16 protein-coding genes and 1 tRNA gene are annotated in these 15,673 nt (G+C 36.7%); 11 read left to right on the top strand and 6 right to left on the bottom strand.

What is annotated here, in order from left to right; translation table 11 throughout:
* Positions 1–28 precede the first annotated feature (28 nt).
* Both IWX83_RS05680 and IWX83_RS05675 read left to right on the top strand, forming a co-directional pair.
* Complete coding sequence (locus IWX83_RS05680) at positions 29–4,807, top strand: LamG-like jellyroll fold domain-containing protein (RefSeq protein WP_196828257.1); 4,779 nt, start codon at positions 29–31, stop codon at positions 4,805–4,807.
* 139 nt (positions 4,808–4,946) lie between these two features.
* Entirely contained in the window at positions 4,947–5,156 is a 210-nt protein-coding gene (locus IWX83_RS05675; RefSeq protein WP_196828255.1) for a hypothetical protein, read from the top strand.
* A gap of 101 nt (positions 5,157–5,257) precedes the next feature.
* Here IWX83_RS05675 and IWX83_RS05670 read toward each other — a convergent pair whose 3' ends face one another.
* On the bottom strand, positions 5,258–5,710 hold the full coding sequence (locus IWX83_RS05670; protein WP_196828253.1) for a DUF4442 domain-containing protein: 453 nt from the start codon (positions 5,708–5,710) through the stop codon (positions 5,258–5,260).
* A 196-nt stretch (positions 5,711–5,906) separates the two neighbouring features.
* On the opposite strand from IWX83_RS05670, the gene IWX83_RS05665 reads away from it, so the two are divergent.
* From IWX83_RS05665 to IWX83_RS05645, 5 genes are all read left to right on the top strand, one after another.
* Complete coding sequence (locus IWX83_RS05665) at positions 5,907–6,362, top strand: DUF4870 domain-containing protein (protein WP_196828251.1); 456 nt, start codon at positions 5,907–5,909, stop codon at positions 6,360–6,362.
* A 332-nt stretch (positions 6,363–6,694) separates the two neighbouring features.
* The gene (locus tag IWX83_RS05660; RefSeq protein ID WP_066081941.1) at positions 6,695–7,024 is read left to right on the top strand and encodes a PadR family transcriptional regulator; all 330 of its coding nucleotides are present in this window, start codon (positions 6,695–6,697) and stop codon (positions 7,022–7,024) included.
* A gap of 5 nt (positions 7,025–7,029) precedes the next feature.
* Positions 7,030–8,766 (top strand): PspC domain-containing protein, encoded by a 1,737-nt coding sequence (locus tag IWX83_RS05655; protein WP_196828249.1) that lies wholly within the window; start codon positions 7,030–7,032, stop codon positions 8,764–8,766.
* 2 nt (positions 8,767–8,768) lie between these two features.
* Complete coding sequence (locus tag IWX83_RS05650; RefSeq protein ID WP_196828247.1) at positions 8,769–9,509, top strand: head GIN domain-containing protein; 741 nt, start codon at positions 8,769–8,771, stop codon at positions 9,507–9,509.
* Between the two features lie 83 nt (positions 9,510–9,592).
* The gene (locus IWX83_RS05645) at positions 9,593–10,426 is read left to right on the top strand and encodes a GIN domain-containing protein (protein ID WP_196828245.1); all 834 of its coding nucleotides are present in this window, start codon (positions 9,593–9,595) and stop codon (positions 10,424–10,426) included.
* Between the two features lie 126 nt (positions 10,427–10,552).
* On the opposite strand, the gene trxB is transcribed toward IWX83_RS05645, so the two are convergent.
* The 5 genes from trxB to IWX83_RS05620 all read right to left on the bottom strand — a co-directional run bounded on the left by trxB (position 10,553) and on the right by IWX83_RS05620 (position 12,780).
* A complete protein-coding gene (gene trxB, locus IWX83_RS05640) occupies positions 10,553–11,500 on the bottom strand; it encodes a thioredoxin-disulfide reductase (RefSeq protein ID WP_196828243.1) in 948 nt (315 codons plus the stop codon).
* A 201-nt stretch (positions 11,501–11,701) separates the two neighbouring features.
* Positions 11,702–11,947 carry a GIY-YIG nuclease family protein gene (locus IWX83_RS05635; protein ID WP_073351039.1) on the bottom strand — a complete coding sequence of 82 codons (246 nt, stop codon included), beginning with the start codon at positions 11,945–11,947 and terminating at the stop codon, positions 11,702–11,704.
* Positions 11,948–12,059: 112 nt separating this feature from the next.
* Positions 12,060–12,305 carry a GIY-YIG nuclease family protein gene (locus tag IWX83_RS05630; protein WP_196828241.1) on the bottom strand — a complete coding sequence of 82 codons (246 nt, stop codon included), beginning with the start codon at positions 12,303–12,305 and terminating at the stop codon, positions 12,060–12,062.
* A gap of 112 nt (positions 12,306–12,417) precedes the next feature.
* Positions 12,418–12,663 carry a GIY-YIG nuclease family protein gene (locus IWX83_RS05625; protein WP_066082664.1) on the bottom strand — a complete coding sequence of 82 codons (246 nt, stop codon included), beginning with the start codon at positions 12,661–12,663 and terminating at the stop codon, positions 12,418–12,420.
* 42 nt (positions 12,664–12,705) lie between these two features.
* A tRNA-Pro gene (locus IWX83_RS05620) sits at positions 12,706–12,780 on the bottom strand.
* A 418-nt stretch (positions 12,781–13,198) separates the two neighbouring features.
* Between IWX83_RS05620 and IWX83_RS05615 the strand changes: the two genes are divergently transcribed.
* From IWX83_RS05615 to IWX83_RS05600, 4 genes are read left to right on the top strand one after another with little or no spacing between them, the layout of a single operon-like run.
* The gene (locus IWX83_RS05615; RefSeq protein ID WP_196828239.1) at positions 13,199–13,966 is read left to right on the top strand and encodes a ParA family protein; all 768 of its coding nucleotides are present in this window, start codon (positions 13,199–13,201) and stop codon (positions 13,964–13,966) included.
* A 4-nt stretch (positions 13,967–13,970) separates the two neighbouring features.
* Positions 13,971–14,870 carry a ParB/RepB/Spo0J family partition protein gene (locus tag IWX83_RS05610; protein WP_073350714.1) on the top strand — a complete coding sequence of 300 codons (900 nt, stop codon included), beginning with the start codon at positions 13,971–13,973 and terminating at the stop codon, positions 14,868–14,870.
* The gene (locus IWX83_RS05605; protein ID WP_196828237.1) at positions 14,870–15,430 is read left to right on the top strand and encodes a DUF5683 domain-containing protein; all 561 of its coding nucleotides are present in this window, start codon (positions 14,870–14,872) and stop codon (positions 15,428–15,430) included. Before IWX83_RS05610 ends, IWX83_RS05605 begins: the two co-directional genes overlap by 1 nt.
* Before the next feature lie 42 nt (positions 15,431–15,472).
* Positions 15,473–15,673 (top strand): hypothetical protein, encoded by a 201-nt coding sequence (locus IWX83_RS05600; RefSeq protein WP_066082053.1) that lies wholly within the window; start codon positions 15,473–15,475, stop codon positions 15,671–15,673.

Below are 15,673 nucleotides of genomic sequence, written 5' to 3'. Positions count from 1 at the left end.
ATTATTAATTAAATACAGTGAGTACATTATGAAAAAAACTACTCTAAAGCTTTATGTAACATTGGTATGTATCCTCTTTCCGCTTCTAGCATTTACGCAACTACAAACATTTATTTTATCAGAATCTTTTGTTGTCCCAAAAAGAATCAGTACCCGTTCGATCGAAACATTCGGTGGTGGTTCGTGCTTTAAGCCAAATGCAAATGGCATTGCAATTGAGAATACGAACAACACTATCGCTCCTACTGCAGCAGATCATTGGAAAACTAAAAAAAAATCAGAGCTAAGTACTGTTGCTCTAGTTGTTGCACCGGAAGGAGCCCGTAATTCACACCAATCCGCAACAGACAATAAAAACGAACTACTTTTAGTTCCAAGCCCCATATTAAAGACTTATGCTGATCCCGAGATCACTATTTTGGGTAATGCGGCGACTATAGTCGACGGGGACACTACTCCAACGAGTACGGATTGGACCGATTTCGGATCTATGGAAACCAGCACGGGAGCCATCATTAAAACCTACACCATTCAAAATACGGGTACGGCTGATTTATCCATAGGAGCTATCACAATTTCAGGAGCTAATGTGGCTAATTTCACACTTGCTACGAGTCCAAATGCTATAATTCCCGCTGGAGGAAGCAGTAGCTTTTCGGTTCGTTTTGACCCAGACACCCTCGGTTTAAAAACGGCTGCCCTTTCGATAGTAAATAATGACATTGATGAAAATCCGTATAATTATTCGATCCAAGGAACAGGAATCCAAACTTTTTTTGATAGTGATGGCGATGGTATTTATGATAATTTTGATATAGATGATGACAATGATGGTATACTAGATGCTACCGAAGAACTAAATTGCAACAATGCAAATGGTACTAAAGTAGCCTACAAATTCTTAAATGAAACCTTTGGCACAGGAGGAAGAACTGCCAGCTTTACGGCCGCCTATAATGCCACAACAACCTATTGCTACGAGGATGGAATTGCTGGGCCGAATACAACCCAATGTCCTTTTCAATCCAGTAAAATATTGGATGACGGTGAATACACCGTAGTCTCTAAAATAACCGGAACAACAGCCAGCGATCCTGAAAATATTCACGGCGATTTAGCTTGGTACAATGGAGAAGATCATACCCCAGGGGACGTTAATGGTAGAATGGCCGTTTTTAATGCCAGTTTTACTCCAGGTATTTTTTATGAAACAACCATTACCGGTGTTTTGTCTAATTTACCAATAACCTACAGTTTTTGGGCCTTAAATATCATGGCAAAAAATACGTTTCCTAATTCTATTTTACCCAACATTACTGTTGAATTTTATGATTTGTCAAATAATTTTCTAACGTCATTCAACACAGGAGACATTGGGAGATGTTCTGGAAGCACCACAGATAACAGTTGCGCTCAAGGAGTTTGGAAACAATTTACCACCAGCGTCAACTTAGGAAATATCAATGCCTTTACCATCCGTTTCAAAAATAATGCCCCTGGAGGTGGCGGTAATGATTTGGCTTTAGATGATATTTTAATTTCACAAACGTTGTGTGATTTAGACCGCGATGGCGTTGCTGACTTATTTGATTTAGACTCCGATAATGATGGAATTGAAGATGTTATCGAAGTTGGTTTAGCCCACTTGAGCGGTGGTCAAGGAAAAATAGCTACCGCATGGGCAGACGCAAACGGCAATGGACTGCACGACAATGCGGAGGCTATCGCCATGCTACCAGCACTAGATTCTGATGGAGACGGTATTCCTAATTATTTGGATTTAGACAGTGACAACGATAGTCTTTTTGATGTAGACGAATCGGGTGCAGGGAATTCAAATGCGGTTGCAGGATTCATCAACGGGGATGGAGACATTAATGGCGATGGTACTGGAGACGGATTAGATACGGAAACTTTTAGAAGCAAAGACACGGATGGCAATGGAATCAGTGAACTTTTTGGTGATGGAATACTGGATATTTATGATTATGGTACAGGCCTCAATCAATATGGCAATTTAGGACAAGGAAGTACAGTGGCTCCTTTTCTGAATTATCTTCTCGATACCGATGGCGATGGAATTCCGAACTATATTGATATAAAATCCAACGGACTGACCTTTGATATTGCCAACACCTTGCTACTCTATACTTATAAAACCTTGGACGCTGATAATAACGGTATAATTGATGGAACTGCTGATGTTGATAAAGATGGTATTCTAGACAACTTTGACACTAATACCGCTGTTTTTGGTTCGCCAAGGGATTTGCGAACCAAATTATTTCTTGACTTTGACGGTCGAAACGATTACGGGCAAAGCACCTCGATTCTTGGCGGTTTGGGTAGTGCCACGCTGATGGGATGGATTAATTTAAATTCAACTTTTTCAACTGCTGGGGTAGTTGTGGGTCAGGATAAGTTCCAAATTAGAGTTTCTGCTGCGAAAAAACTAGAGGCCGTCGTGAATGGCACTTTAGCAACTTATGCTACAACACTAAACAGTTCTCGGTGGTACCATGTCGCCGCCGTTTATGATAGCAGTACAATAAAACTCTATTTGAATGGCGCTTTGGTGTCAACCCAAGCCAAAACGGGAAGCATCGCAGCGGACGCATCACTGCTGACTTTAGGTAAAGATCCCCTAGCAAACAGCAGTTATTTTAAAGGAAAAATAGACGAGATACGCGTTTTTAATGTGGCGCTGACGGCTTCACATTTACAAAGAATGGTTTATCAAGAAATCGAGAACTTTGGTTCAGAAATTAGAGGCAGTAGTATTCCTAAAAATATTGCCTCCACTCCTGCTACACTGCCTTTTGCCAATCTGCTCCGCTATTACAGAATGGATTATTATAAAGATGACATTATTGATGACTTATCAACACCTGCAATTGATGTCAGCGGCACTAAAATTTACAATCACAAAAACATTTATCAGCAACAAGCACCCATGCCTTTTTTAACGGAACGAACAGGTAGGTTTGCCGAAGCAGTAAATAGCCCTTCCAAAGAAATCATAGGAAATGACATTATGGAGCAGGACTGGTCCATTGTAAAAGTGCAGCATGACATTACCGAAACGGCCAACAACATTGATTTAGGAATGATGGTAGATTCTGGAAAGAAAATTGTGATGAATAACGATACCAAAATACAGAATGACTGGTATCTGAAATTAGATGGTTCTATTGATCTTGCAGGTATGTCACAATTCATCCAAACAACGGAGAGCGATTTAGACGTAGCCAGTGCTGGATCAATAGAACGAGATCAGCAAGGACAATCTAACTTGTACAATTACAACTATTGGAGTTCACCAGTAAGCCCAATAAATACTGTTACTAACAATACAGACTATAGTGTAAATAGCGTTTTTAAAGACGGAACTAACCCTGCAGCACCAGCAAATATTTCGTGGATAAGTGGATATAACGGTGCTCCTACAAGTCCAATTAGTCTGGCCCGCTACTGGCTTTATAAATTTGATAACTATGCAAGCGCTTACGCAAATTGGGTACAAATAAATGAAACAAGTCCGTTGCGAGTAGGTCAAGGATTTACCTTAAAAGGCGACGGAGCAGTCTCTGGAACTCAAAATTATACCTTTGTAGGAAAACCTAATAATGGAACTATTCTAACCAATACCGTTAGCGCGGAGCAATTATTGCTTACTGGAAACCCATATCCATCCGCTATTGATGCGTATGCATTTATAAATGACAATCTGACGTCTGTAGACCGACCGCAAGACACGGGTTTAGACGGGACCATTTATTTCTGGGAACATTCCTCTAGTAACAATTCCCATGTTCTTAAAGAGTATTTAGGCGGATATGCCATGCTCAATTTATCAGGAGGCTTGCCTCCCGTAGTTCCAGAATTGATTAGCGGTGTAGGTTTGAGTACTAAAATTCCAAAGCAGCACATTCCTGTAGGACAAGGATTCTTTGTCTATGGAAAAACTGGGGGTGGCGGTGCTGTAATTTTTAATAATAGTCAACGAACATTCCAAAGAGAAACGGACGCTGCATCCAACACCCTTTTCAAAAATAAAGCTAAAACAAAAGAAGAAAATTCATGGAATACGAATGCTAATGATCCCGTAATAAAAGATACCCTAAAAAGAATCCGCTTGGGTTTCAATTCGGCATCTAATTTTCACCGCCAAGTATTGCTGGCCTTCATGCAGGAAAAAGCAACGAGTGCAATTGATTATGGTTATGACGGCTATATTCTAGACGATTTTCCTACTGACATGTATTTTCTAAACGGTGCAGAGCAATTGGTCATTCAAGGCGAAGGCTTCTTTGATCGCGAGTCCTCCTACCCTATCGGCGTAAAAACGGCTATCGAGGGACCTGTAAAGTTCTTGATTGATGAACTCGAGAATTTTGAAACTGACCAACCGATATTTATCTACGATGACCAAACTAAAATATACCACAATATTAGGAATGAAGTTTTTGAAATCAATTTGCTAAAAGGGGAATTCCACAGCCGTTTTTCATTGCGTTTCAAAGATAAAACGCTAGGAACAACTGAACAAATTAAAAATGAAAATGACCTTACATTCCTCTATTCACAAAATAGAAATTCACTTGTAATCCATAATAAACTGCTAGATACAACAGTTCAAGAAGTTACCTTATTCAATATATTGGGACAAGCAGTTGCCAATTGGGAAATTGAAAACCAAGGTCAGGAAAATATTCAGCTTCCTGTCAAAAAAATGAGCACTGGCGTTTATATTGCAAAACTTAAAACATCGACAGGAGTTTTAAGCAGAAAAATAATCATTAAATAACAGGTTTATTTAGGAGCAAAATCAAGGCACTTAAGTAAATATTAATCCAAATATTAAAGATTAATTTGAATTATTATTTATATTTGGTCAGAAATTTGAGATAATATCAAAAGAAAGAAAACCAATTAAACAGTATAAAATGAAAAAAATTGTAACATTTGTAGCAATCGCATTCCTTACCCTAAGCGTTAATGCTCAGGAAGTAAAAGCTGTCGCAAAAGAAAAAGCAAAAAAAGAATCTTGTTGTGCCAATAAAGACACGAAAGCTAAAACTATGACTGCTGCAGAAGTGGCTAAGTGTAAAGCTAATTGCAAGGCGGAAGGTAAAACGTGCAAAACGGCTTGCTAACTAAAAGTTGATTTATTGCATTTGAATTTGATACAAACGAAAACGCCTCTTTACATCAGTAAGAGGCGTTTTCTAGTTATATATTCTTTTGGAAACTGTTTTTATTTTACCCTTACACTCCATTCAAAATCCATTTCGGAAACTTGTATTCCCTTTTCATCCGTTCCTATGGATTTCATCCAAAAGGTTTGCCCTTCTCCAGTGGCAATAGTTTCTTGAATCGCTTTTTCTATTAAATGCCCGTCCTTGCAGGTAAAAGTGATTCTTCCCGTAGCTTTTTTGGTAAAATTACCTTTGTTGTTGGCGACCAGCATGGAGATTTTCCGACCACTTTTTTGAATTTGGAACATAACCAAAGCTCCCGTAGAAAGTTCCGCAGCCATGGCTTGTACGGCAAAATACATGGAATTAAACGGATTTTGATTGATCCATCGGTGTTTTACCGATACAATACATTTATTTTCATCAATGGCTGCGACACGAACACCACAAATAAATGCCGAAGGCAATTTGAATAAGAGAAATTTATTTAGTTTTGATGCTGTAAGATTCATTATTGCTCGATTTTTTGCTAAAATACAAAAAAATACTAGGCGTGCCTATTAAATTAATTTGTTAATTTTATGTTAATATTTGGTACTATGCGAAACAAGATACTGTCTTTTAGATATATATTTGTATAAGAAATTACTATGTAGCCTAAATGCTTTTATAGTTAAGCCGTTTCAATCATCATCAAAATCAAAAAAAATGGAAACCACTACTGAAAAAAACATCGCCACTTTTACACATTTGAGTTCGTTAACGCAATACTTCATTCCTTTTGGAAATTATATTTTTCCAATAGTGCTTTGGAGTACTAAAAAAGAGGAATCTGAATTTGTGGATCACCACGGAAAGCAAGTCCTGAATTTTCAATTGAGTTTACTATTGTACTCATTATTGCTAATTATGATTGCAATTCCTTCATTTCTTATTTCTGTATTTAAGGATATGCCCCTTAACACGTTGATGCACGACCATGAATTTACTTATTCAAATTTCAACTTTGAGAATAATATTGGAGCACTAACCTTGGGAATAATTTGTGTTTTAATTTTTGGACTTTTGAAAGTGGCTGAATTCTTTTTAATCATTTATGCTTCAATCAAAACATTAAATGGAGAAAAATACAAATATCCAATAACGATTCCGTTCATTAAATAAGACCTAATCCGAACAAATTATCTCGAGGTAGAGTCCCATAGGTATTAGCAAAATAACAGCCACAGATTCACAAATTAAAAAAGAGTATTGAAAATCTGTGAATCTGTGGCTAAAAAAACCAAACAGCGCTTCGAGGAATTAAAGCTAAAGAGATTAAAAGAGAATAAACGTAATACACAAAGCGAACGAACTAGCCCTGATTGCAACGGCATCCTTTACTTGCTTTCTTTAAGCAAGTAAAGATAAAGTGGAAAGCAGGAATAAGCTCCAAATAAAATAAATCAATCAAAAAATGAACTGTTTAATCAACACAAAATCAAAAAAAAGGAATTATGAACATTGAAAACACAAAAGCCCAGATGCGCAAAGGTGTTCTCGAGTTTTGCATCTTATCTGTATTGAAAGAAAAAGATGCCTACACATCGGAAATATTAGACACTTTGAAAAACGCAAAATTATTAGTCGTGGAAGGAACGATTTATCCTCTCTTAACCCGATTGAAAAATGATGGATTACTCAACTACCGTTGGGAAGAATCGACCTCAGGACCACCGAGAAAATATTACGGCCTGACCGAAATTGGACAAACTTTTTTAAATGAACTAAATAGCACCTGGACTGAATTATCAGATGCCGTAAACCTAATAACCAACCAAAAATAATAGTCATGAACAAAACAGTAAATATAAATCTAGGCGGCATGTTTTTTCACATAGATGAAGACGCATACCAAAAATTGACCCGCTATTTTGACGCCATAAAACGTTCTTTATCCAACTCATCTGGTCATGATGAAATCATAAAAGATATTGAAATGCGCGTTTCGGAATTATTGCATGACAAGCAAAAAACCGATAAGTATGTTATTGGGTTGAAAGATGTAGATGAAGTGATTGCCGTAATGGGACAACCAGAAGACTATATCATTGAAGATGATTTTAAAGAAGCAAATACTGCGTACAGCACTGTTAGCCGAAGAACAAAAAAACTATACCGTGACAGAGAAAAAGGGATGATTGGTGGAGTTTCGGCTGGATTAGGACATTACTTTGGCGTAGATGCTGTGTGGATCAGAATCGTACTTATCTTATTAGTTTTTGCTGGATTTGGAACTGGAATCCTGGCTTACATCATTCTTTGGATTGTAACTCCAGAAGCGGTGACTACCTCAGAAAAACTAGAAATGACGGGAGAACCCGTGACGATTTCAAATATCGAAAAAAAAGTTCGGGAAGAATTTGAGAATGTTTCCGACAAAATTAAAAATGCGGACTACGATAAATACGGCAATCAAATAAAAACAGGTGCTGGCAAAATAGGAAGCTCTTTCGGTGATTTTATTATTACTGTTTTTAAGGTTTTTGCGAAATTTTTAGGTATCATTTTAATCCTATCCGGTTTAGCGATGATAATCGTTTTCCTAATTGGTGCATTGACTTTGGGTTCTGCCAACTTCAGTAGCTTTCCTTTTCATCAATTTATTGAATCTGGAAACTTCACTGATTATCCCATTTGGTTTTTTGGAGTATTAGTAGTTACTGCGGTGGGAATTCCAAACTTTTTCTTAATACTTTTAGGATTTAAATTAGTATCACCTAACATAAAATCCATTGGAAATATAGCAAAATACACGTTGTTAGCCCTATGGATCATTGCAATAGCGCTCTTAATTTCGATTGGAATAAAACAAGCCTCTGCTTTTGCGATTGATGGTAGAGTAGTCAAAAAAGAAACCATTAATTTGATGCCTAATGACACGCTTTTCATTGCCTTCAAACACAATGATTATTTTGCTAAAAATGTAGAAGACCGTAATGATTTCATGGTAACCCAAGATTCAACCGGAAACGATATCATTTATTCAAATGAAGTTAGTTTTAAAATTGAAAAAACAGAGGAGAAAGCACCTTATATCCAAATTGAAAAAGAGGCTAGAGGAAAATCCTTATCTGATGCAAAACAAAGAGCCGAACAAATTAAATACAGTTACAAAATTATTGGCAACCAATTGATTTTAGATAATTATTTACTAACTGAATTAAAAAACAAATACAGAGACCAAGAGATTGAAATAACATTATTTGTACCAGAAGGATTGCTACTGAAAGTGGATTCTAGTGTACAAAATTACGATAGATCAAATGATGAATATTTCAATTTACACTACAGTTCAGATAATTACATTTATAAAGTAGAAAATTCTCAAATAAAATGTTTAAATTGTCCCGCAGATGAAAACGAGTATAATGACGTGGGTGCTACTACTGAAAATGATAGCATTGAAACGTCAGTTACTATCAATGAAAACGGAGTTTCTGTAACGAATGATACTTTAATTAATTCAAAAAAGAATCGTAAAGAATTAAAAATAAATAAAGACGGGATAATCATTAAAACGAATTAGTCATGTTAAAAATCATCACCTTAATCACCAAGTTTATTGTAATAGCGTTAACAGCTTTGTTATTCGCTTCGTGCAATCACTCCATTAATTTGAATTCTATAGAAGGAAGCGGAAATGTCACAACCGAGAAAAGAAATGTTGAAGATGATTTCAAGAGCATAGAGGTTAACAATGGCATTGATGTAGTTATTGTACAAGCTGATAAAACAGAAATAGTTGTGGAGGCAGATGATAATTTACAAAAACACATCACTACGAAAGTTAAAAATGGAACCCTGATTATTTCTTGTGACAAAAATTATTTTATCAATACCGGTTCCAAAAAAGTGACGGTTAAAATGCCTTTGATAGATGAGCTAGAAGCCACAAGCAGCGCTACCATTACCAGTAGGAATACATTAAAAGGAGAAAATATCCGACTCAACACTTCTAGTGGAGGGACGATCGACCTGAATATCGAATCCGATGATATCAACTGTGATGCTAGCAGCGGCAGCAGTATCACAATCAATGGAAAAGCGCTACAAATGAGAACTACCGCATCAAGCGGAAGTGCAATCAATGCCGATGATTTATTAGCTAATACAATTATTTCCGATGTTTCAAGCGGAGCCAATACCACTGTTCACCCTATTGTTAGCTTGGATGCCGAAGCGTCTAGCGGAGGTACTATTATCTATAACGTCCAACCAAAAACAATGCAGAAAAATATAAGTTCTGGTGGCAGCATCAATCAACAATAAGACAACCCCATATTAAATTAATAAATCATCCATCACAAGTGGATGATTTTTTTATATTTGTACGGACTCTAATTCAACTTATCATGAAAAAACATACCGCTATACTCCTATTCGTCTTATTTACTACCTTACTATTCGCGCAGAAAAAAGAAAAAATAAAAGGATCAAAAACAGTAACGGTTGAGCAGAGAGCCCTTGGCAATTTTGAAGCATTACTCGTCGAGGACAACCTGGAGGTACATCTAGAAAGGGGAGAAAAAACGGAACTAAAAATCGAGGCCGATGACAACCTGCAGGATATTATTTCATTGGATTTAAGTGATAACACATTGCGCATTTATACCACAAAGCAAGCTACAAATTACAAAAAAATAATAGTGAGAGTGACCTATACCAAAGATTTGAATCTCATTACGGCAAAAGATGAAGCGACCGTTAATGCGATACAAGAACTTTTACTGAATACCATTACACTAAAAGCACATGATGAGTCCAAATTATTTTTGAATGTCAATACCAAGGATTTCTTACTTCAGGCAGACGATAAATCAAAAACAGAATTGAATTTAAAATCAGAAAATACAATCCTCGAATTAAGCAAAAATTCATCGTTGAAAGCCTTAGTTAACACTACTGATTTGAAAATAGATTTGTACCAAAAATCAGATGCTACACTTGAAGGTACCGCTGTAAATGCGATACTGCGATTGGACAATAATGCCTCATTTACCGGAAATAAGTTCACAACAAAAAATGCAGATATTACCTCCGAAAGTTATACCAACTGTAGTTTATTTGTGGAAACTACCGTGATTATTGATGCTGCTAATAAATCAGAAATCCAATTACTTGGTTCTCCAAAAATTGAAATACGAAAATTTGCTGATGAAGCAAAATTGATTAAGAAATTGAAATAATCCTCTCCCCGACCCTCTCCAAAGGAGCGGGAGAAAAACAGGATTGATACTATATATCATAACCAACAAAAAGTCCCACTTGCTATGGCAAATGGGACTTTTTCAATGTAACTTATCTAACTATAATTATTCTTTAGAAGCTAGATATCTTTCAGCGTCTAGTGCTGCCATACAGCCTGTACCTGCAGCAGTTATTGCCTGACGATACACATGATCTGCAGCATCACCGGCTACGAAAACACCTTCCACATTTGTTTTAGAACTTCCTGGAGTATTAACAATATATCCTGTTTCATCTAATGAGATGAACTCTTTAAAAATATCTGTATTTGGTTTATGGCCAATCGCTACAAAGAAACCAGTGGCTTCAATTTCAAAAGTTTCATTTGTCGTTTTATTAAGTGCTTTTACACCAGTAACAACTTGTTCATCTCCTAAAACTTCGATCGTGTCATGATTCATCAAAATAGTAATATTCTCTGTTTTGCGAACGCGCTCTTCCATAATTTTAGAAGCTCTGAATTTTTCACTACGCACTAGCATCGTTACTTTTTTACACAATTTAGATAAATAGTGTGCCTCTTCACAAGCTGAATCTCCAGCTCCAACGATTACTACCTCTTGATTTCTATAGAAAAAACCGTCACATACCGCACAAGCCGACACTCCACCACCCATTTTTAAATAGTGTTGCTCAGAAGGCAACCCTAAATATTTAGCCGAAGCTCCAGTAGAAATAATTACTGTTTCGCAGTGCAATTCTTTTACATCATTGATCCAAACTTTGAAAACATCTCCGGAAAAGTCAACTTTTGTAGCCCAACCATCGCGAACATCAGTCCCAAAACGCTGCGCTTGGGCTTGTAACCCAACCATCATTTCAGGCCCCGTTATTCCTTCAGGATTCCCTGGCCAGTTTTCTACTTCATTAGTTGTTGTTAGTTGGCCTCCAGGCTGCATTCCTTGGTATAAAACCGGAAACATATTAGCTCTGGCTGCATAAATAGCAGCAGTATAACCTGCAGGACCAGAACCTATAATAAGACATTTGATTTTTTCGATTGTATCAGACATAGTAGTGTGAATTATAATTTTTACCGTGCAAAAATAGGATATAATTACGGTAGAAAAGACGTTGAAGTATCAGTTTTAATTATTTGGTAATAAAAAAATCCCTTCTGTACTACTACAGAAAGGATTTTTTGTCGGGGTGGCAGGATTCGAACCTGCGGCCTTCCCGCCTATGCGGGACGCTACATCCGAGCTACCAAACATTTATTTAAAAAAACCAAGATCTTCTAAATATCTTTTCGCGCCTCTTTTTTTTATTTTATTTTCTAAAATCATAGCCTCTGAACGTGTTGAATGTTCAACTTGATAAATCAAAATCCATGGCATTCCAGATTTTGTAGACAAACTAAAGCCAGAATTATGTCGGTATAATCTATCGACAAGGTCATGCGTTTGACCCGTGTAGTATTTAAAAGAAGTTTCACTCTGAATTATGTAGACAATGTACATAGCTGTAAAATAAAAAAAGCCGAACATATTGTTCGGCTTTTGTCGGGGTGGCAGGATTCGAACCTGCGGCCTTCCCGCCTATGCGGGACGCTACATCCGAGTTACCAAACATTTATTTAAAAAAACCAAGATCTTCTAAAAATCTTTTCGCGCCTCTTTTTTTTATTTTATTTTCTAAAATCATAGCCTCTGAACGTGTTGAATGTTCAACTTGATAAATCAAAATCCATGGCATTCCAGATTTTGTAGACAAACTAAAGCCAGAATTATGTCGGTATAATCTATCGGCAAGGTCGTGCGTTTGACCCGTGTAGTATTTAAAAGAAGTTTCACTCTGAATTATGTAGACAATGTACATAGCTGTAAAATAAAAAAAGCCGAACATATTGTTCGGCTTTTGTCGGGGTGGCAGGATTCGAACCTGCGGCCTTCCCGCCTATGCGGGACGCTACATCCGAGCTACCAAACATTTATTTAAAAAAACCAAGATCTTCTAAATATCTTTTCGCGCCTCTTTTTTTTATTTTATTTTCTAAAATCATAGCCTCTGAACGTGTTGAATGTTCAACTTGATAAATCAAAATCCATGGCATTCCAGATTTTGTAGACAAACTAAAGCCAGAATTATGTCGGTACAATCTATCGGCAAGGTCATGCGTTTGACCCGTGTAGTATTTAAAAGAAGTTTCACTCTGAATTATGTAGACAATGTACATAGCTGTAAAATAAAAAAAGCCGAACATATTGTTCGGCTTTTGTCGGGGTGGCAGGATTCGAACCTGCGGCCTCCTGCTCCCAAAGCAGGCGCGATAACCGAGCTACGCTACACCCCGAAAGCGGTGGCAAATATAGCACTATTTTTGGCTTACGCAAAACTATTTCTGAAATAAGAAATAAATTTATTTGCCGCAGAGATCGGCATCAAAATACAACTTCAGATCTTGTTTTAAATGTCAATTTACCTAGCCCGGATGGAAGCGAAAAGCTTCGCAGAATTACTCCCTTATTTTCTTGCCATAAAAGAGCGACCAAAGGAAGCTCCTTTTAGGGCTTTAGAAAAAAGGGAGTAGTTCAAGTCCCGAAGTATTGGGATTGTAGCGCACAGCCGAAATAGCTCCAGAAAATCAGATCCTTTCTAAAAACGGGAATGTGTCAAATAGCGAGGAATCAAGCTTTAACAAATGTTAACAAAATAGATTTTTAGAAACCATAAATAATTGTATTTTTACGGTTCAAAATTTAGAAAAATAAATGGGCAAAATCATCGCGATTGCTAATCAAAAAGGAGGCGTTGGAAAGACTACAACATCAGTTAATCTTGCGGCTTCATTGGGAGTTTTAGAAAAAAAAGTATTACTTATTGATGCTGATCCACAGGCAAATGCCTCATCAGGATTAGGAATTGATGTCGAATCTGTTGAAATAGGAACGTATCAAATTCTAGAACACAGTCACAAACCAAAAGAGGCCATCATAAAATGTACTGCAATAAATGTAGACGTGATTCCCTCGCATATTGATCTTGTAGCCATTGAAATTGAATTGGTAGATAAAGAAAATCGGGAATATATGCTTAAAAAGGCACTAGAAAGTGTCAAGGACGACTATGATTTTATCATCATAGATTGCGCACCATCGTTAGGATTACTTACATTAAATGCTTTGACAGCGGCGGATTCTGTAATTATCCCAATTCAGTGCGAATATTTTGCATTAGAAGGTTTGGGAAAATTGCTGAACACCATCAAAAGTATCCAAAAAATTCACAATCCAGATTTAGACATTGAAGGATTGTTATTGACAATGTTTGACTCCCGTTTGCGTTTGTCCAATCAAGTGGTAGAAGAGGTGCAGAAACATTTTAATGATATGGTTTTTGAGACCATCATTCAGCGAAATGTGAAATTGAGTGAAGCACCAAGTTTTGGCGAAAGCATCATAAATTATGACGCAACAAGCAAAGGAGCAACTAATTATTTGCACCTAGCTCAAGAAGTTATAAAGAAAAACAGTAAATAGTTTTATGGCAAAAGCAATAAAAAAACAAGCCTTAGGCAGAGGATTATCCGCGTTATTAAAAGACCCTGAGAACGATATCAAATCTGTTGCAGATAAAAATGCAGATAAAGTTGTAGGAAACATCATTGAACTTGAAATTGAAGCAATTGAGATTAATCCTTTTCAGCCCCGAAGTAATTTCAATGAGGAATCCCTTAGAGAATTGGCCACATCTATTAAAGAACTTGGTGTTATTCAGCCCATTACCGTTAGGAAATTAGATTTTAATAAATACCAATTAATATCTGGAGAGCGCCGTCTTCGTGCTTCTACTTTAGTTGGATTAACAACCGTGCCCGCTTATATCCGAATCGCAAATGACAATGAATCATTGGTTATGGCCTTGGTGGAAAACATCCAGCGCCATGATTTAGATCCAATAGAAATTGCCCTTTCGTACCAACGTTTGATTGATGAAATTCAATTGACACAGGAACAAATGAGTGAACGCGTTGGTAAAAAACGCTCTACAATTGCTAATTACTTGAGACTTTTAAAGTTGGACCCAATCATCCAAACAGGCATTCGTGATGGTTTTATCAGCATGGGACATGGAAGAGCTATAATCAATATTGAAGATCAAGATATTCAAACGGATATTTATCAGAAAATTGTAAGCCAAAATCTTTCGGTACGTGACACGGAAGCTTTGGTGAAAAATTATCAGGAAAGCTTAAAACCAAAAACAGCATCTAAGCCAAAAGCAGCGTCATTTGAAATCGCAGATGCTCAAAAAAGCACTTTTACCAATTATTTTGGAACCAAAGTAGATGTTAAAGTCGCTGGTAATGGTAAAGGAAAAATAACCATTCCTTTTCACTCAGAAGAAGATTTCAACAGAATTATCAAACTAATAAACGAATAGTGAATAAAATCATTTTCATCGCTCTATTCCTTTTTTCGTTAGGAAACACTGCCGTTTTTGCACAAACGGAAACAGAAGCGGTGTTGGTCGCTAGCGATACTTTGAAATCAAATGATATCGACCCGTTGACTCCTGCAAAGGCAGCATTCTATTCGGCTATTTTACCGGGACTAGGCCAAGCGTATAACAAAAAATATTGGAAAATACCCCTTGTATACGGGGCGCTAGGAACCAGTATTTATTTTTATATTGATAACAATAAAAAATACAATCAATATAGAGACGCCTACAAAAGCAGATTGGAGGGATTAGTCACAGATGACTTAGCTTTCCTAGACAACAATCGATTAATTGCCGGACAAAAATTCTACCAACGCAACCGCGATTTATCAGCTTTAGTTACTTTGGCATTTTATGCCTTAAATATTCTTGATGCCAATGTAGATGCGGCTTTAATACAGTTTAATGTAGATGAAAACTTATCTGTAAGACCCGTTCTTTACCCAAATGATGTAACATTAAAGACAAATGTAGGACTAACATTTAATTATACTTTCTAGTCCAAATTCGAAAACAAGAAAGCTATCAAACAAACGATCAGTATGTCATTACTCACTAAAATAGGTAAGAAATATTTTTTTATCATTACCACAGTTTTACTGTTAATTACTTTAATAAATTATTCAGAAATTCAAGCCTTGGAACCTATTCGAATGAATAATTTCTTTTCTGGGTTCATCGCTGGAATTCTGCTAGGACTGCTGTTTGCAGGACTGCTGCAGTATTCAAAATTTAAAAAATAA

It is taken from the genome of Flavobacterium sp. CG_9.1 (assembly GCF_015751645.1).
Taxonomy (GTDB): Bacteria; Bacteroidota; Bacteroidia; order Flavobacteriales; family Flavobacteriaceae; genus Flavobacterium; species Flavobacterium xanthum.
Note: the sequence above shows the minus strand (reverse complement) of the source record. Positions and strands in the feature narration are given on the sequence as shown.

Coding starts and splice junctions, on each gene's coding strand:
- IWX83_RS05680 (WP_196828257.1), top strand. CDS start 29: ATGAAAAAAACTACTCTAAAGCTTTATGTAACATTGGTATGTATCCTC.
- IWX83_RS05675 (WP_196828255.1), top strand. CDS start 4,947: ATGAAAAAAATTGTAACATTTGTAGCAATCGCATTCCTTACCCTAAGC.
- IWX83_RS05670 (WP_196828253.1), bottom strand. CDS start 5,710: ATGAATCTTACAGCATCAAAACTAAATAAATTTCTCTTATTCAAATTG.
- IWX83_RS05665 (WP_196828251.1), top strand. CDS start 5,907: ATGGAAACCACTACTGAAAAAAACATCGCCACTTTTACACATTTGAGT.
- IWX83_RS05660 (WP_066081941.1), top strand. CDS start 6,695: ATGAACATTGAAAACACAAAAGCCCAGATGCGCAAAGGTGTTCTCGAG.
- IWX83_RS05655 (WP_196828249.1), top strand. CDS start 7,030: ATGAACAAAACAGTAAATATAAATCTAGGCGGCATGTTTTTTCACATA.
- IWX83_RS05650 (WP_196828247.1), top strand. CDS start 8,769: ATGTTAAAAATCATCACCTTAATCACCAAGTTTATTGTAATAGCGTTA.
- IWX83_RS05645 (WP_196828245.1), top strand. CDS start 9,593: ATGAAAAAACATACCGCTATACTCCTATTCGTCTTATTTACTACCTTA.
- trxB (WP_196828243.1), bottom strand. CDS start 11,500: ATGTCTGATACAATCGAAAAAATCAAATGTCTTATTATAGGTTCTGGT.
- IWX83_RS05635 (WP_073351039.1), bottom strand. CDS start 11,947: ATGTACATTGTCTACATAATTCAGAGTGAAACTTCTTTTAAATACTAC.
- IWX83_RS05630 (WP_196828241.1), bottom strand. CDS start 12,305: ATGTACATTGTCTACATAATTCAGAGTGAAACTTCTTTTAAATACTAC.
- IWX83_RS05625 (WP_066082664.1), bottom strand. CDS start 12,663: ATGTACATTGTCTACATAATTCAGAGTGAAACTTCTTTTAAATACTAC.
- IWX83_RS05615 (WP_196828239.1), top strand. CDS start 13,199: ATGGGCAAAATCATCGCGATTGCTAATCAAAAAGGAGGCGTTGGAAAG.
- IWX83_RS05610 (WP_073350714.1), top strand. CDS start 13,971: ATGGCAAAAGCAATAAAAAAACAAGCCTTAGGCAGAGGATTATCCGCG.
- IWX83_RS05600 (WP_066082053.1), top strand. CDS start 15,473: ATGTCATTACTCACTAAAATAGGTAAGAAATATTTTTTTATCATTACC.